Annotated in this window: 14 protein-coding genes and 1 pseudogene; 5 read left to right on the forward strand and 10 right to left on the reverse strand. The window is 69.3% G+C overall.

What is annotated here, in order from left to right:
• The first annotated feature begins 1 nt into the window (after window position 1).
• Together B9D87_RS14415 and B9D87_RS14420 are read left to right on the forward strand one after the other, a co-directional pair.
• The gene (locus B9D87_RS14415) at window positions 2-1,516 is read left to right on the forward strand and encodes a carotenoid oxygenase family protein (protein ID WP_007777090.1); all 1,515 of its coding nucleotides are present in this window, start codon (window positions 2-4) and stop codon (window positions 1,514-1,516) included.
• Window positions 1,516-2,001, forward strand: a complete 486-nt coding sequence (locus B9D87_RS14420; protein ID WP_007777091.1) for a VOC family protein — start codon at window positions 1,516-1,518, stop codon at window positions 1,999-2,001. Before B9D87_RS14415 ends, B9D87_RS14420 begins: the two co-directional genes overlap by 1 nt.
• Window positions 2,002-2,005: 4 nt before the next feature.
• On the opposite strand, the gene B9D87_RS14425 is transcribed toward B9D87_RS14420, so the two are convergent.
• The 8 genes from B9D87_RS14425 to B9D87_RS14460 all read right to left on the reverse strand — a co-directional run bounded on the left by B9D87_RS14425 (window position 2,006) and on the right by B9D87_RS14460 (window position 9,947).
• Window positions 2,006-2,440 carry a hypothetical protein gene (locus tag B9D87_RS14425; RefSeq protein WP_007777094.1) on the reverse strand — a complete coding sequence of 145 codons (435 nt, stop codon included), beginning with the start codon at window positions 2,438-2,440 and terminating at the stop codon, window positions 2,006-2,008.
• A gap of 68 nt (window positions 2,441-2,508) precedes the next feature.
• The gene (locus B9D87_RS14430) at window positions 2,509-3,279 is read right to left on the reverse strand and encodes a VOC family protein (RefSeq protein WP_007777095.1); all 771 of its coding nucleotides are present in this window, start codon (window positions 3,277-3,279) and stop codon (window positions 2,509-2,511) included.
• Between the two features lie 88 nt (window positions 3,280-3,367).
• Window positions 3,368-3,841: a type II toxin-antitoxin system Rv0910 family toxin gene (locus B9D87_RS14435; RefSeq protein ID WP_007777097.1), complete on the reverse strand. Its 474-nt coding sequence runs from the start codon at window positions 3,839-3,841 to the stop codon at window positions 3,368-3,370.
• A gap of 3 nt (window positions 3,842-3,844) precedes the next feature.
• Window positions 3,845-4,033 (reverse strand): antitoxin, encoded by a 189-nt coding sequence (locus tag B9D87_RS14440; RefSeq protein ID WP_007777099.1) that lies wholly within the window; start codon window positions 4,031-4,033, stop codon window positions 3,845-3,847.
• A 66-nt stretch (window positions 4,034-4,099) separates the two neighbouring features.
• Window positions 4,100-6,481, reverse strand: coding sequence for a cation-translocating P-type ATPase (locus B9D87_RS14445; RefSeq protein WP_007777101.1), 2,382 nt, complete (start codon window positions 6,479-6,481; stop codon window positions 4,100-4,102).
• Window positions 6,478-8,061 (reverse strand): serine hydrolase, encoded by a 1,584-nt coding sequence (locus tag B9D87_RS14450; protein WP_007777105.1) that lies wholly within the window; start codon window positions 8,059-8,061, stop codon window positions 6,478-6,480. The genes B9D87_RS14445 and B9D87_RS14450 overlap by 4 nt, the downstream gene beginning before the upstream one ends.
• Before the next feature lie 39 nt (window positions 8,062-8,100).
• Window positions 8,101-9,210 carry an MBL fold metallo-hydrolase gene (locus B9D87_RS14455; RefSeq protein ID WP_007777107.1) on the reverse strand — a complete coding sequence of 370 codons (1,110 nt, stop codon included), beginning with the start codon at window positions 9,208-9,210 and terminating at the stop codon, window positions 8,101-8,103.
• A 5-nt stretch (window positions 9,211-9,215) separates the two neighbouring features.
• Window positions 9,216-9,947 carry an enoyl-CoA hydratase gene (locus tag B9D87_RS14460; RefSeq protein ID WP_007777110.1) on the reverse strand — a complete coding sequence of 244 codons (732 nt, stop codon included), beginning with the start codon at window positions 9,945-9,947 and terminating at the stop codon, window positions 9,216-9,218.
• Between the two features lie 27 nt (window positions 9,948-9,974).
• Between B9D87_RS14460 and B9D87_RS14465 the strand changes: the two genes are divergently transcribed.
• The 3 genes from B9D87_RS14465 to B9D87_RS14475 are packed head-to-tail and all read left to right on the forward strand — an operon-like array spanning window position 9,975 to window position 13,581.
• Window positions 9,975-11,471, forward strand: a complete 1,497-nt coding sequence (locus tag B9D87_RS14465) for a carboxyl transferase domain-containing protein (protein ID WP_040631987.1) — start codon at window positions 9,975-9,977, stop codon at window positions 11,469-11,471.
• Window positions 11,472-11,516: 45 nt separating this feature from the next.
• A complete protein-coding gene (gene prrA / locus B9D87_RS14470) occupies window positions 11,517-12,227 on the forward strand; it encodes a two-component system response regulator PrrA (protein ID WP_007777113.1) in 711 nt (236 codons plus the stop codon).
• Window positions 12,228-12,243: 16 nt separating this feature from the next.
• Complete coding sequence (locus B9D87_RS14475) at window positions 12,244-13,581, forward strand: sensor histidine kinase (protein WP_007777115.1); 1,338 nt, start codon at window positions 12,244-12,246, stop codon at window positions 13,579-13,581.
• A 4-nt stretch (window positions 13,582-13,585) separates the two neighbouring features.
• Here the strand turns inward: B9D87_RS14475 and arfC are convergent, their stop codons facing one another.
• Window positions 13,586-14,065, reverse strand: a complete 480-nt coding sequence (gene arfC, locus B9D87_RS14480; protein WP_040631989.1) for a channel accessory protein ArfC, sunset domain variant — start codon at window positions 14,063-14,065, stop codon at window positions 13,586-13,588.
• 29 nt (window positions 14,066-14,094) lie between these two features.
• Window positions 14,095-14,175 (reverse strand): annotated as a pseudogene (gene arfB / locus B9D87_RS27520) (channel accessory protein ArfB); the annotation flags it as partial.
• Window positions 14,176-14,186: the final 11 nt, after the last annotated feature.

Consider the following 14,186-nt stretch of genomic DNA (forward strand, 5'->3'; position numbering starts at 1 on the left):
CATGGATGTTGAGATCGTCGGCAAGTTGCTGTCCACGCTGCCCGAGGACGACGACCACCCGTACCGCACCGGACCGTGGCGTCCGCAAACCACCGAGTGGGACGCTGACGACCTGATCGCCGTCGAGGGTGAGATTCCCGGCGATCTGGACGGCGTCTACCTTCGCAACACCGAGAACCCGCTGCACCCGGCGTTGAAGACCTATCACCCGTTCGACGGCGATGGCATGGTGCACGTGGTCGGCTTCCGCGACGGAAAGGCCTTCTACCGCAACCGATTCATCCGCACCGACGGCTTCCTGGCCGAGAACGAGGCGGGCGGCCCGCTGTGGCCGGGTCTGGCCGAGCCCGTGCAGCTGGCCCGGCGCGAGCAGGGCTGGGGCGCACGCACGAAAATGAAGGACGCGTCGAGCACCGACGTGATCGTCCACCGGGGGGTCGCGCTGACCAGCTTCTACCAGTGCGGCGACCTCTATCGCATCGACCCGTACTCGGCCGGCACGCTGGGCAAGGAGTCCTGGAACGGCGGCTTCCCGGCCGAGTGGGGTGTGTCCGCACATCCCAAGGTGGACAACAGAACCGGCGAACTGCTGTTCTTCAACTACAGCAAGCAAGAGCCGTACATGCATTACGGAGTGGTCGACGAGCGCAACGAGCTGGCGCACTACGTCGACATCCCGCTGCCCGGGCCGCGCCTGCCGCACGACATGGCGTTCACCGAAAACTACGCCATCCTCAACGATTTCCCGCTGTTCTGGGATCCCCAACTGCTCGAACACGACGTGCACCTGCCACGCTTCTATCCCGACCTCCCGTCGCGCTTCGCGGTGATCCCGCGCCGCGGCGGCACCGGGGACATTCGCTGGTTCGAGGCCGACCCCACGTTCGTGTTGCACTTCACCAACGCCTACGAGGACGGCGACGAGATCGTGCTCGACGGCTTCTTCGAGGGCGATCCGTCCCCGCTCGACACCGGTGGAACCAAGTGGGAGAAGCTGTTTCGCTTCCTCGCCCTGGATCGACTGCAGGCCCGGCTGCACCGGTGGCGCTTCAACCTGGTCACCGGCGCGGTCCGGGAAGAGCGGCTCTCGGATTCCATCACCGAGTTCGGCACCATCAACCCCGAGCACACCGGCGGCGCCTACCGCTACACCTATGCCGCCACCGGCAAGCCCGGCTGGTTCTTGTTCGACGGACTGGTCAAACACGACCTGCGCACCGGAACCGAGGAGGGGTTCTCGTTCGGTGACGGCGTCTACGGCAGCGAGACCGCGATGGCGCCGCGGGTGGGCGCGCGCGGCGAGGACGACGGCTATCTGGTCACCCTCACCACCGACATGAACACCGACGCCTCCTACTGCCTGGTGTTCGACGCCGCCCGGGTCGGCGACGGTCCGGTGTGCAAGCTTCAACTGCCCGAACGTATTTCCAGCGGGACTCACTCGACGTGGGCCCCCGGCGCCCAACTGCGGCGCTGGGCCACCGCCGCCTCGGCCGCCGGCGCGATCGGACTGTGATGAGCGACGGCAAGCACCACCACCACATGACGCACTGGCCGCTGCAGCTGGCGCCGATCGGCGGTATCCGCTTCGCGCGCCGCTCCACACATTTCGCGGAAACGGTGCGGTTTTACCGCGACCTGGTGGGGCTGCCACTCTACGAGACGTTCGCGGAAAGCTACGGAAGCAACGGCGCCATCTTCGGGCTGCCGAGCTGGAACCTCACCATGGAAATCGTGGAGGCCGTCGACCCCGTGGCGGTGGACCACCACGAACAGCTGTGTCTGTACTTTCCCGACCAACAGGCGCAGCAAGCCGCCCTCGCGCGCCTGCGCGAGGCGGGCGTCGAGCCCGTCGAACAGCACCCCTATTGGGAGGCCACGGGCGCGGTCACCTTCCGCGACCCGGACGGACGCGAAATTGTGTTCGCGCCCTTCGTATTCGGCGTCAACGAACCCGACGGCAGCGCCGCGTCCGGGACGCACGAATTCCCGTCGGCCTGAGGAGTCAGCGGCCGGCCCGCCCCGAAGCCACGGCGGCGATGACGGCCACCAGCGAGCATGCCACCGCGCAGAGCGCCGCGCCCGCGCCGACGTACAGCCCGTACTCGGCCGACACCGGCGGGTTGACGTTGATCTTGTAATACCACACCGTCAGCGCCACGATGAGCAGCGAAATCAGCAGCGCGGCAACCGAAGCGAGCCTCACCGACAGCCCACGGCCCATCATCGCGCCGAGCACCAGCAGCGTCGAGGCCAACAGCACGATGAGCTGACCCGCACCGAATCCCCGGGGCAATTCCAGGTTGCCGTGCGCGCCGCCGATGGCGTTGGCCCAGCCCCCGCCGTTCACGGTCGTCCGCAGCCACGGCAGCCATGCGCTGGCCGACACCGCGACGGCGAAAAACGCCACCAGCCAACCGGGGCGCAGTCGGCGAGTCATGGTAGCGAGATTAACGGACGCCGACACCGGCCCGCGTGAGCGAGCGTGAGGCTCGCCGTACGGGACCGCTAGGCCGGCAGCGAGGACAGGTTGAACACCGCGCCCGTCGGGTCTCCCGCCGCGGCCAGCCGTCCGTACGGGGTGTCCTCGGCGTCGCGCACCACGATGCCGCCGTTGTCGGCGATCACCCGCAGCGTCTTGTCGACATCCTCGGCGCCGAAGAAGATCACCCAGTTCGACGGGATGTCCTGCGGCAGGAACGCGGTGCCGTCCATCACGCCGAGCAATTGCTCGTCACCGAATCGTGCGGTGCTGTACCGGAATTCGTCGGTGTCGGAGACGGTATCGGTCTGCCACCCCAGCACGTCGCGGTAGAAGTCGAGGGCCGCGCCGTAGCCGCGCGTGGTCAGCTGGTGCCACACCGGGGCACCAGCGGCCCCGACGAGCTCGAAGCCGCGGTGTTCCAGCGGCTGCCACAGCCCGAAGGCCGCGCCGGCGGGGTCGGTCGCGACAGCCATGTGCCCCTTGGCGGGCACCTCCATCGCCATGCACACCGCGCCACCGGCCCCGGTGACCGCGGCGAGGGTGGCGTCGATGTCGGCGGTGTGAAAGTAGGTGGCCCAGTGGTCGGCAGACCCGGCTTCGGGGCGGTTGGCCATGATGCCGGCCACCGGGTGGCCGTCCTTGGCGGCATTGACGTAGCCGCCGTACTCGGGTCCGGCGGACTCGAAGGTCCAGCCGAAGACCGTGCCATAGAACTGCTGGGCGCGAGCGACGTCGGACGTGGTCAGATCGATCCAGCATGGGGCGCCCAGCGGGGCGCAATCACGGATGGGCACGGTGACCTCCTGGCTGTGTCCTGGCCCCGAGGAAAGGGCCTCACACTATCGACTGCCGCCCAGCCTAAAACTCATCGGCGACGGCCGTTCAGCGATGAGGCCCACCGTCTCCGTTCGTGCTCGGATCGGCGCGGGTGAACACCGTGACGAAGTTCTCCAGCGATTGGTTGATGTCCCCGCGCAGGGCGGCGGCGACGATCATGCCGATGGGGCCGAACAGCGCCGGTCCGCCGAGGTGCACGTCGAAGCTGACGACCGAGCCGTCGTCCTTGGGCGCGATCTTGGCCAGCAGCTTGACCTTGACCCCGCCGACGCCGTCGCCGTTGAGCGTCATGCCCTCGGGCGGCTTGTAGCGCACCACCGTCCATTTGATCCGGCTGTACATGCCCTTGACCTCGACGATCGATTCGACGACCGTGCCCTTCTCGATCTCGTCGGGCAGGGTGCTGCGCCACACCCGGTGAATGGTCAGCCAGTCCTTGTACCGGGACAGGTCGGAGGCGTGCTGCCAGGCCACCTCGGGCGGCAGCGGGACATCGATGGATCCGGAAAGCTTCGCCATCGCTCAGTTCTGCTGGTCGCCGGTGTCAGCGGCACCGGTGGCCTTCTTGGCCTGCTCCTGCACCTGGTGGATGGTGTCGGTGTATTTGCCCTGCGTCTTGTCGTCGACGAATTCGCCGGCCTTGTCGATCGCCATTTCGACCTTGTCGGCGTTCTGCGACAGCAGGTCTTTTGCCTTGTCCAGGAATCCCATGTGCCCTCCCTTTTCCCGGCATCGTACTTGGCCGGCGACCGCCGATTGCGGGTGAGTTCGGTGCGCTCAGCGCCACAACCGCGGCTGCACGCCCAGCACTTTGGCCCGGATCCACCACGCGGCCTCGATGGCGGCCGCGCCCAGCACCCCGACGCCCAGCGCGGTCGACGTCACCGCGACATTGGACGGGTCCAGCAGAAACTCCTTGCGCGCCAGCGGCAGGCTGAAAATCACGACATAGGCCAGGCCCGAAGCGATTACCAGCGCCACCCGCCACCACTCGTAGGGGCGGGCCACCACCGCCAGCACCCACAGCGCCGTCACCAATAACGTGATCAGGGCCGCGGTGGACGCCTGATCCTGCTGGACGAAGGTGGCGTGGCGACCGTGATACGCCAGCAGGTAGGAGGCGAAGGTCGCGGAGCCGACGATCAGCCCCGACGGCAGCGCGGACGTCAGGACCCGGCGCACGAAACCCGAGTGGGCACGTTCGTTGTTGGGCGCCAGCGACAGGATGAACGACGGTATGCCGATGGTGAACCAGGCCGCGATGGTGACGTGGATGGGCTGGAACGGGTACAGCAGCGGATCGGCTTTCAGCGGTTTGGAGAGCAGGCATTCGAGGCCCACCAGCAACGCCAGCAGCACCGAGTACACCGTCTTGGTCAGGAACAGGTTCGCCACGCGCTCGATGTTGCCGATCACCCGGCGGCCCTCCCCCACGACATAGGGCAGCGTGGCGAACCTGTTGTCCAGCAAGACGATCTGCGCAACCGCCCGCGCCGCCGGGCTGCCGGCGCCCATCGCGACGCCGATGTCGGCGTCCTTGAGTGCCAGCACGTCGTTGACGCCGTCGCCGGTCATCGCCACGGTGTGCCCGTGCGCTTGCAGGGCGTGCACCATGGCGCGTTTCTGATCCGGCCGCACCCGCCCGAAGGTGGTGTGGGTGTCCAGCGCGTCGGCCAATTGCGCCGGTTCGGAGGGCAATTGGCGCGCGTCCATCGTCTCGCCGCGCAGCCCGAGCTTGCCCGCCACGGCGCCGACCGAGACGGCGTTGTCCCCGGACAGCACCTTGACCGAAACACCCTGCTCGGCAAAGTATTCCAGCGTCGTGCGCGCGTCCGGCCGCACCTTCTGCTCGAGGACCACCAGCGCGGCCGGGGTGACGCGACCCGGCGCGTCGGCGTGATCGACGGCGACGTCGCCGGTGCCGACCAGCAGCACCCGCAACCCCTGCGACCCGATCCGCTCGGCCTGTTCGGCCGCCGCCGACGCCGGCTCGAGCAACACGTCCGGCGCCCCCATCACCCAGTTGCCGTGGCCGTCGAACGAGACGCCGCTCCATTTGGTGGCCGACTTGAAAGACGCTGTCGCCGTGGCGGTCCAGCCGGGCGGCTCGCGGTAGGCCTCGGCAATGGCCCGCATGCTCGCATTGGGTCGCGGGTCGGCGGCGGCCAACGAGGCCAGCACGTCGGCGATCCGCTCCCCCGGCGGGTCGAGTTCGTCCACGGTTGCGACCCGCATGCCGCTTTCGGTCAGCGTGCCCGTCTTGTCCGCGCAGACCACGTCGACGCGCGCGAGGCCCTCGATGGCGGGCAGCTCCTGCACCAGGCACCGGCGCTGACCGAGCCGCACCACCCCGACCGCGAACGCGACCGACGTCAGCAGCACCAGCCCCTCGGGGACCATCGGCACCAGCGCGCCGACCGTGCGCAGCACGGCCTGACGCCAGTCGGCGCGGGTGGTGAACAGCTGGGTGTAGACGGTGAGCAGGCCGGCAGGCACCAACAGGTAGGTGATGAACTGCAGGATGCGGTTGATGCCGTTGCGCAGTTCGGATTTCACCAGGGTGAACTTGCTGGCCTCCTCGGCGAGCCTGGTCGCGTAGGCGTCGGGCCCGACCTTGGTGGCGCGGTAGGCGCCGCTGCCCGCGACGACGAAACTGCCCGACATCACCGCGTCGCCGACGGCTTTGGCGATGGGGTCGGCCTCGCCGGTCAGCAGCGACTCGTCGACTTCGAGGTTCGCCTCTTCCACGATCTCGCCGTCGACGACGACCTGATCGCCGGGACCGAGTTCGATGATGTCGTCGAGCACCACCTCGCCGGGCGCCACCGCCCGGGTGCCGGATTGCCTGCGCACCAATGGTTTCGCCTGCCCCACGATGGCGAGCTTGTCCAGCGTCTGCTTGGCCCGGATCTCCTGGACCATGCCCACCACGCTGTTGGCGACGATCAACAGCCCGAACATCCCGTTGATCACCGAGCCCGTCGCGAGCACGATCAGCAGCAGCACTCCCAAAATCGCGTTGATCCGGGTGAAGACGTTGGCCCGCACGATGTCGGTGATGCTGCGCGTCGCGCGTTCCCGTACCGCGTTGGTCTTGCCGTCGGAAACCCGCTGCGCGACTTCGGCGTCGGTCAGGCCTGCGGCTGGGGCGAGCGTCATCGCGTGAACGTTCCCAGCTTGTCCGAGTCGTAATACTCCAGGTTCAGGGTATTGCCCGCGAAGACGGCCTTGGAAATCGTTCCGGGTGGGGCGTTTTCGTCGGTCAGCGCGAAGGTGAAGGTGTCACCGTCCCAGTGCGTGAGGGTGGTGGTCCGGTTTTTCGGCCCCATCGCCAGCTGCAGCGCGCCGTCGCGTTCGGTGACGACGGCCGGCCCCCAGTAGTCGCTGGCGTAGGTTCCGGCGTAGTCGCCGAGCGGTCGGGCCGGGGCGGGGCTGACGGGGGGCTGCTTGCCGACCAGCGAGCCCACCGGGTTGTTCAGCCAGCCGATCGCCTTCTTGTACAACGGGCCCCAGTCCTCGCGGACCTGACCGTACTGGACGAGGTCCATGAACTCGGCGGTCAGCGTTTCCGGGATCCCGTAGGGTGCGGCGTTGGTCAGCGCGATGATGGCCAGATCCTCGGACGGCAGCACCACGAAATTGGTCGCCGCGCCCAAATCGAAAGCGCCGGAATGGCTGTACTCGGTGCGCCCCGAGGAATCCACCGAGGAGTTGAAGCCGTATCCATAAAATCCGGTGCGCGCCTGCGGCGTCTTCGCGGGCGCCGACACCATCTGCGGGCTGATGGCGGGCAGCAGGGCTTCCGGCGACGTGATCCGCTGGCCGTTGTGAGTTCCGTTGCCCAGCAACATCAATAGCCAGCGGGCCATGTCGTTCACCGATGAGCTCACGCCGCCGGCCGGCGACTGGGCGTCGGGGTTGCGCTGGAAGCGGGCCTGCCACTTGTCGTCGATCTTGATGTGATTGACGGCGTGGTTGGGCCGGGCCGCGAAGTCGGCGAACCGGGAACTGGTCGAGGTCATTCCCAGCGGGCGGTAGAGCGCCTCGTCGCACAGGTCCTCCCATGGCCTGCCCGCCGCGGCCGCCACCGCCTCGGCGCCGGCCGTGATCCCATAGTTGGTGTAGGCGTAGCTGATTCGGAACGGATCCAGCGGCAGGTATTTGAGCCGTTCCAGCGTTTGCCTGCGGTCGTAGCCCAGGTCTTCGAGCTTGTCGCCGGCGTGGTCGGGCAGCCCGGAGCGATGCGAGTAGACGTCGCCGACGGTCACATGGCTGGTGACGTAGGGATCGCTCAGCGTGAACCAGCCGAGCTTGGACGCGATGGGCGTGTCCCAGGCGACGACGTTGTCGCTGACCTCGTGCGCGATCACCGTCGCGCCGACGGATTTGGACACCGACGCCAACTGGAAGACGGTGTCGGCGTCCACCCTGTTGTCCTGGCCCTGCCCCCTGCTCGCGTCCTTGATGCCGAAGCCCTTGGCGTACAACACCTTCCCGCCGTGCACCACGGCCACCGCCATCCCCGGGATTCCGGTGCTTTTCATCAGGTCGTTGACCAGGCCGTCGACCTTGGCGACGGCCGCATCGATGCGGCCGGCGGGAATCGACACGCCGGAGACCTGGTTGGGCGGGACGTCAGACACCGTGGACGGCGGTCCGGCCGTCGGTTGCGCGGAGCCGCATCCGGTCAAGCCGAGCAGCGCCGCGGCGAACGCGGCCGCGGCCGCACGTGTGGTCATGCGCGAACCCTAACGCGGTGCGATGCGCGCCGCGTCAAACTACAGCCGCCACCAGGGTTCGGATTTCTCCAGCACCGCCGGATCGATGCGCTGACCGGGCAGCGGCACCGCCACGTCCACCCGCTCGGGCGCGGCGGCGGCCAGCAGGCGCTCAACCGGTTCTGCCCACGGGTGCGGGGCCAACCGGAAAGTGCCCCAATGGATCGGGATCAGCAGGCCGCCGTCGGTGACGTCCAGGTGCGCCCGCACCGCCTCCTCGGGGTTCATGTGCACGTCGGGCCACGCCGTGTTGTAGGCCCCGATGGGCAGCAGAGTCAGGTCGAACGGCCCGTGGTCGGCGCCGATCTGCGCGAAACTCTTGGTGTAGCCGGTGTCCCCGCCGAAGTACGCCCGATGCTTCGGCCCGACGAACGCCCACGACGCCCACAGCGTCGTATTGCGGTCCAGAAAGCGTCCCGAGAAGTGCCGCGCGGGAACGCACACCACCTCCAGCTCGTCGACCTTGGCGCTCTGATGCCAGTCGAGCTCGACGACCCGCTGCTCGGGTATCCCCCACCGGCGCAGGTGCGCCCCGATGCCGAGCGGCACGAAGAACGGTGCGCGCTGAGTGCGGGCCAGCGCCCGGACCGTGTCGATGTCGAGGTGGTCGTAGTGGTCATGGCTGATCACCACCGCATCCACGGCGGGCAGCGCCTCGAGTTGAATCGGCGGCGGGTGCAGCCGCTGCGGGCCGACGACGTCCGACGGCGAGCACCGGTCGCTCCACACCGGATCGGTGAGCACCCGGTAACCGTCGATCTCCAGCAGCGCCGTGGAATGACCGAACCAGCTGACGGCCAGCCGGCTGGGGTCGGCGTCGAGCATCCCCGGCGAGGCCACCGGGATCGGCCCCTTCGGCCGGCTGCCGCCGCGGTTGCCGATCAGCTCCCACGCGATGAGCCGCAGTTGCTCGCGGTCCATCGCGATGTCGGAGGCGGGCTCGAGGTTGACGAAGACGCCGTCACGGTAGTGCGGCGATCCGGCCGTCACCGCCGCGATCGAAGCGGGATGGGCGCCGAGCGCGTCGGGGGCGCCGTGCAGCGCCCGCACCAGCCAGCCACCGGCCGCCAGCGACGCCGTACCGGCGACCAGCCGTAGCGTCCCCCGCATGGTCGTCAGGCCCCCTGGAACTTCGGCGGTCGTTTCTCGATCCGGGCGACCTGGGCTTCGACGACGTCCTGGCTGCTCCAAGCCTTGTCGAAGAGCTCTTTGTGCACCGGCCCGGCCTCTTCGATGGCGCCGTCGTCGTTGAGCACCCGCTTGGCGTGCTGGATGGCCAGCGGCGCCAGGCCGGCGATCTCGGCGGCCCAGGCCTGCGCGTCGGCCAGTGTCCCGATGCGGTTGGCCATCCCGGTCTGCAGCGCCGCGTCGGCGGTCAGCTTCTCCGCGGTGAGCAGCATCGCCCGGGCGCGGCCGTGACCGACGAGCGAGGACAGCCGCCGGATGCTCCAGTTATCCAGGGCCAGGCCGTATTTGGACGTCGGGAACTGGAAGAACGCGTCGGGCGCGACGACCCGCAGGTCGCATTGCATGGCCAGCTGCAGGCCGGCGCCGATGGCCGGGCCGTTGATGGCCCCGATCACCGGGATCAACGTGGCATCGAGGACCCTGTGCAGCTCGATGAGCCGGTCGGGGTAGTCCGCGGCGAAGGCGTCACCGGACAGGTCCGCGCCGGCGCAGAACACCGTGCCCTGACCCGTCAGCACGATCGCGCGGGTGGACCCGTCGCCGGCCTTCAGCACGGCCTCGCGCAGCTCCTCGACCAGCTGGGAGTTCAAGGCGTTGCGGCGCTCGGGGCGCTGCAACTCAATGGTCATGACGGCTTCGGCCTGGGTAACACCGATCATGGCAGCCACCCTATATAGCCTCGTCACGTGAGTCGCATTACGGCTGGTCAGTTACGCGACGCGGTGCTGGACGAAAATTCCTTCATCCGCTGGGACAGCGAGCCGCTCGCGGTGCCGGTCAGCGCCTCCTACGCCGAGGAACTGGCCGGCGCCCGGCAAGCGACGGGCCTGGACGAATCGGTGCTCACCGGCGAGGGGCGGGTCTTCGGGCGCCGGGTCGCCGTGGTGGTCTGCGAGTTCGGCTTCCTGGGCGGGTCGATCGGGGTGGCCGCGGCCGAGCGGATCACCGCCGCCGTGCAGCGGGCGACCGCCGAGGGCCTGCCGCTGCTGGCGTCGCCCAGCTCCGGGGGCACCCGCATGCAAGAGGGCACGGTCGCGTTTCTGCAGATGGTGAAGATCGCCGCGGCCGTCCGGCTGCACAAGCAGGCGCACCTGCCGTACCTGGTCTATCTGCGCAACCCGACCACCGGCGGGGTGTTCGCGTCCTGGGGTTCGCTCGGTCATGTGACCGTCGCCGAGCCGGGCGCGCTGATCGGCTTCCTGGGGCCGCGCGTCTACCAGTTGCTCTACGGCGAACCCTTCCCCGAGGGCGTGCAGACCGCGGAGAACCTGCAGCGGCACGGCGTGATCGACGGCGTCGTCCGGCTCGACGAGCTGCGCCGGACGCTCGACCGGGCCATGACCGTCATCTCCGACGCTCCCGCGCCGCTGCCCGCGCCCGCGCCACCCGAACCGACGCCCGACGTCGCGGCGTGGGACTCGGTGGTGGCGTCGCGACGGCCCGACCGGCCCGGGGTGGGGCTGTTGCTGCGGCACGGCGCCACCGATCGGGTGCTGCTGTCCGGGACCGGCCAGGGAGAGGCCGCCACCACGCTGCTGGCGCTGGCCCGATTCGCCGGCCAGCCCGTGGTGGTGCTGGGCCAGCAGCGGCTGACCGGCGGCTTGGTGGGGCCCGCCTCGCTGCGCGAGGCCCGGCGCGGCATGGCGCTGGCCGCCGAGCTGCGCCTGCCGCTGGTGCTGGTGATCGACACCGCGGGGCCTGCCCTGTCGGCCGAGGCCGAACAGGGCGGGCTGGCCGGACAGATCGCGCAGTGCCTGGCCGAGCTCGTGACGCTGGATACCCCGACGGTGTCGGTGCTGCTGGGCCAGGGCAGCGGCGGGCCGGCGCTGGCGATGGTGCCGGCCGATCGGGTGCTGGCCGCGTTGCACGGCTGGCTGGCTCCGCTGCCGCCGGAGGGCGCCAGCGCGATCGTCTTCCGCGACACCGAACACGCCGCCGAACTCGCCGCGGCGCAAGGCATTCGATCGGTCGATCTGCTGAGGTCCGGGATCGTCGACGCGATCGTGCCGGAGCATCCCGATGCCGCCGACGAGCCGGTCGAGTTCGCGCGGCGATTGTCGCGGGCCATCGCCACCGAGGTGCAGGCGCTGCGCGAGCTGCCCGCCGATCAGCGGCTGGCCGCCCGGCTGCGGCGCTACCGCAACATCGGGTTGCCCGGGCAGCGCCGCGACACCGCTGGGTAAGACAGCGGTGTAGCCTCCCACAGCCATAGTCGGCAATCAGGCAAAATGGGCGGCATGGACACTGGAGCTAGCTCACCGCGGGTCTTGGTCGTCGACGACGATTCAGATGTGCTCGCGTCGCTCGAACGCGGTCTGCGGCTGTCCGGCTTCGAGGTGTCGACGGCGGTCGACGGCGCCGAGGCGTTGCGCAGCGCCACCGAGACGCGTCCGGACGCGATCGTGCTCGACATCAACATGCCCGTGCTGGACGGCGTCAGCGTCGTCACGGCGCTGCGCGCCATGGACAACGACGTCCCGGTCTGCGTGCTGTCCGCGCGCAGCTCGGTCGACGATCGGGTGGCCGGCCTGGAGGCCGGGGCCGACGACTATCTGGTCAAGCCCTTCGTGCTGGCCGAGCTGGTCGCGCGGGTCAAGGCGCTGCTGCGCCGCCGCGGCGCCACCGCCACGTCGTCCTCGGAAACCATCACGGTCGGGCCGCTGGAAGTCGACATCCCGGGCCGTCGCGCCCGGGTCAACGGCGTCGACGTCGACCTGACCAAGCGGGAGTTCGACCTGCTGGCGGTGCTGGCCGAGCACAAGACGGCGGTGTTGTCCCGCGCGCAGCTGCTCGAGCTGGTGTGGGGTTACGACTTCGCCGCCGACACCAACGTCGTCGACGTGTTCATCGGATACCTGCGCCGCAAGCTGGAGGCCAACGGCGGCCCGCGGCTGCTGCACACCGTCCGCGGAGTGGGATTCGTACTGCGCATGCAGTAATCAGGTCGAGCGACCCATGAATTTCTTGTCCCGGATCTTGACCCGTACGCCATCGCTACGGGCCCGGGTCGCGGTCGCGACCGCTATCGGCACCGCGATCGTGGTGGTCATCGCGGGAGCGGTCGTGTGGTTCGGCATCACCAGCGCCTGGAAGGAACGCCTGGATCGCCGCTTGGACGAGGCCGCCGGTTTCGCCATCCCCTTCCTGCCCCGGGGCCTCGACGACATCCCGCGTGCGCCCAACGATCAGGACACCGTCATCACCGTCCGGCGCGACGGCCAGGTCAAGTCCAACTCGGACGTCACGCTGCCGCCGCTGGACGTGGGCTACGCCGACACCTACATCAACGGGGTGCGCTACCGGGTGCGAACGCTGGAGGTGGCCACGCCGCAGCCTGCCACGGTGGCCGTGGGTGCGACGTATTACGACACCATCGCCCAGACCAACAACCTGCATCGCCGGGTCATCCTGATCTGCGCGCTCTCGATCGGCGCGGCGGCGGTATTCGCCTGGCTGCTCGCGGCTTTCGCGGTGCGGCCATTCAAACGCCTGGCGCAGCAAGCCCGCTCGATCGACGCCGACGAGCGGCCGCAGGTGGCGGTGCGCGGCGCCAGCGAGGCCGTCGAGATCGCCGAAGCCATGCGCGGCATGCTGCAACGCATCTGGACCGAACAGGACCGGACCAAGGACGCGCTCGCGTCGGCCCGCGACTTCGCCGCGGTGTCCTCGCACGAACTGCGCACGCCGTTGACCGCGATGCGCACCAACCTCGAAGTGCTCTCCACCCTGGACATGCCCGACGAACAGCGCAAAGAGGTGCTGGGCGACGTCGTGCGCACCCAGTCGCGGATCGAGGCCACGTTGACCGCGCTCGAGCGGCTGGCCCAGGGCGAACTGTCGACGGCCGACGATCACGTCCCCGTCGACATCACCGAGCTGCTCGACCGCGCCGCCCACGACGCCGCCCGCATCTACCCCGGCGTCGACGTTTCGTTGGTGCCCTCACCCACCTGCATCATCGTCGGGTTGCCGGCCGGGTTGCGGCTCACCGTCGACAACGCCATCGCCAATGCCGTCAAGCACGGCGGCGCCACCAAGGTTCAGCTGTCGGCGGTCAGCTCGCGCGCCGGCGTGGAGATCGCCATCGACGACAACGGCAGCGGCGTCCCCGAGGATGAGCGCCGCGTGGTGTTCGACCGGTTTTCCCGCGGATCGACCGCCTCCCATTCCGGGTCGGGGCTGGGCCTGGCGCTGGTCGCCCAGCAGGCCCAGCTGCACGGCGGGACGGCGGCGCTGGAGAACAGCCCCCTGGGTGGCGCGCGGCTGGTGCTGCGCCTCCCGGGCCCGAGCTAGCGCTCTATCGCCGGCGCGGGTTGTCCGGGCTGTCGCGCCAGGGCGTGAAACCCGCTTGCTGCGCGGACTTCTCGTCGCTGAACCAGACCTCGGCCGCGGTCGAGTCGTAGCTCGGGTCGTCGGGCGTGAAGTACACCTTGCCGTTCCCGCGGGCCTTGATCAGGTATCCCGCCGGCCCCCGGCCGTCGGGATCGGGGTCGGCGGAGCCCGGGCCGTACGGCGCCCGCGGCGACGGCGGAATCTTGGTGGTCGGCGGCTCCTTGGCGATCGGGATCTTCGTGGTGCGCCGTTCTGTGACCGGAATTTTCGTGGTGCGCTTCTCGGTGACCGGGATCGCCGCGGTGGCGGGTTCCGGCGCCGTCCCCGTGCCCGGTGACTTCGACACCGGCGCTTGACTTTTGACGGGCGTCATTTTCAGTGTGAGCGTCAGCGCAAACCCCAGACCGAACGACAGGCCGACCAGCCACCAGTGCATGTGACTCATCGCCGTGCCCCCGTCCCCGGGCGGTTGAGCAGCGTGGCGACCACCCAGGCGACGGCCGAGCCCGCCACGAACGCGAGCAGGTACCACAACCACTGGATGAGAAAGTCCACGCCGAGTCTCC

The organism is Mycobacterium colombiense CECT 3035, assembly GCF_002105755.1.
Lineage (GTDB): Bacteria > Actinomycetota > Actinomycetes > Mycobacteriales > Mycobacteriaceae > Mycobacterium > Mycobacterium colombiense.